Source organism: Streptomyces montanisoli (genome assembly GCF_017813245.1).
Taxonomy (GTDB): Bacteria; Actinomycetota; Actinomycetes; order Streptomycetales; family Streptomycetaceae; genus Streptomyces; species Streptomyces montanisoli.
Genome location: NZ_JAGIQL010000361.1, coordinates 1 through 1,292, shown reverse-complemented (window position 1 = coordinate 1,292; position 1,292 = coordinate 1). Strand labels below are relative to the sequence as shown.

Genomic DNA, 1,292 nt, shown 5'->3' with positions numbered 1-1,292 from the left:
CCCGACGGCGGCACCCGCCGCGGACGCGGCCAGGGCGCGGTGCAGGAAGGAGCGCCGGCCCACGCCGGAGGGGCCGCTCTCGCCGCCGCCCTCCGCGGCCGGGTCGCGGTCGCCGTCGCCCGGTCTCGCACGGACGGTCATGAGGTCCTCCGGATGTCGAAGATGACGGCGACGGGGGCGAGTTGCTCCGCGAGGTCGCCGAAGTCCGCGTCGACGCGTTCCCGTCGCGTCCTCGGCAGCGTGTGCGGGGCGCGCCAGCCGCCGTCCTCGTGCAGCGCGTCGAGATCGGCCTTCGCCGTCTTGACGGCGGCGTCGAGCCGGGGCAGCGCCGGGTCCCTGGGGGCTAGCAGCGGGCGCAGCACGTCCAGCAGTTCTGCCGTGCCGTCGAGCCCGGCCCTCGCGGTGGCGAGCGAGGTGCCGCTGCCGAAGTCGGAGCGCCCCGTCAGGTCGAGCTGGATGCTGTCCTCGGTGATCTCGTGGGCGCGCAGGCCGGTGTCCAGCGGGTCCATCCTGGTGGCGGCCCACTGGTCGCTGAGGCGGCGCAGGTCGTCGGCGAGCCGGTCGGTGGGGCCCTTCAGCTCCTTGGCCGGCTCCCCGTGCCACAGGCCGTACTCCACCCGGTGGAAGCCGGTGAAGTCCTTGGCGTGGACCCCGCCGGTCATCCCCGCGTCCGTGCCGTCGACGGCGTCGCCGAGGTCGCCGAACGCCCCGTAGGCGCCGCCGAGTCTGGCGTACGCGAGGTGGGCGGGGAGCCAGGCTCGCCGCGCCGCGGAGAGATCGCCTCCGTCGACGGCGGACTTGAGGGCGCCGACCTTGCCGAGCACGTCCTCGAACCCCTTCGCGACCCACTTCTGGTACGTGAGGGTCGGCGGGATGACGTCGTGCTGGTTGACGGGGCGCACGGCGGGGCCGCTCTTCGCGGGGCCCGAGGCGATCCGCACGGTGGGGCCGCTCACCGCGTCGGTCTCCTCGACCAGGCAGCGGAAGGAGTAGCTGCCCCGGCCGAGCCGTACCCGGATCGGGCGGGTGGTGCCGGGGCCGAGGCCGTCGACCTCGCCGAGCAGCGCGCCTGAGGAGTCGGTCAGGTAGACCTCCGCCGCTCCGGTGGCGACGTTGTGCACGTCGAAGACCTGGAGGCCGGGCCGCGGGTGGAGCCACCCCTTCCCGCACTGCTCCGCGGAGTCGGACGCCTTTACGGCGGTGTGGCGGAGGCCGTCGGCACCGCCGGCAGCGGCCGGCTCGTCGCCGCCGCCCCCGGTCAGGGCGTGGGCGAGGCCGCCGGCCGCGGCGGC

The 1,292-nt window shown here is 75.9% G+C and carries 1 protein-coding gene; it reads right to left on the bottom strand.

Annotated elements, in window-relative coordinates:
* Positions 1 to 137: 137 nt before the first annotated feature.
* Positions 138 to 1,292, bottom strand: a 1,155-nt coding sequence (locus tag JFN87_RS33155) for an EfeM/EfeO family lipoprotein (protein ID WP_209346222.1), incomplete at its 5' end; no start/stop codon positions are given.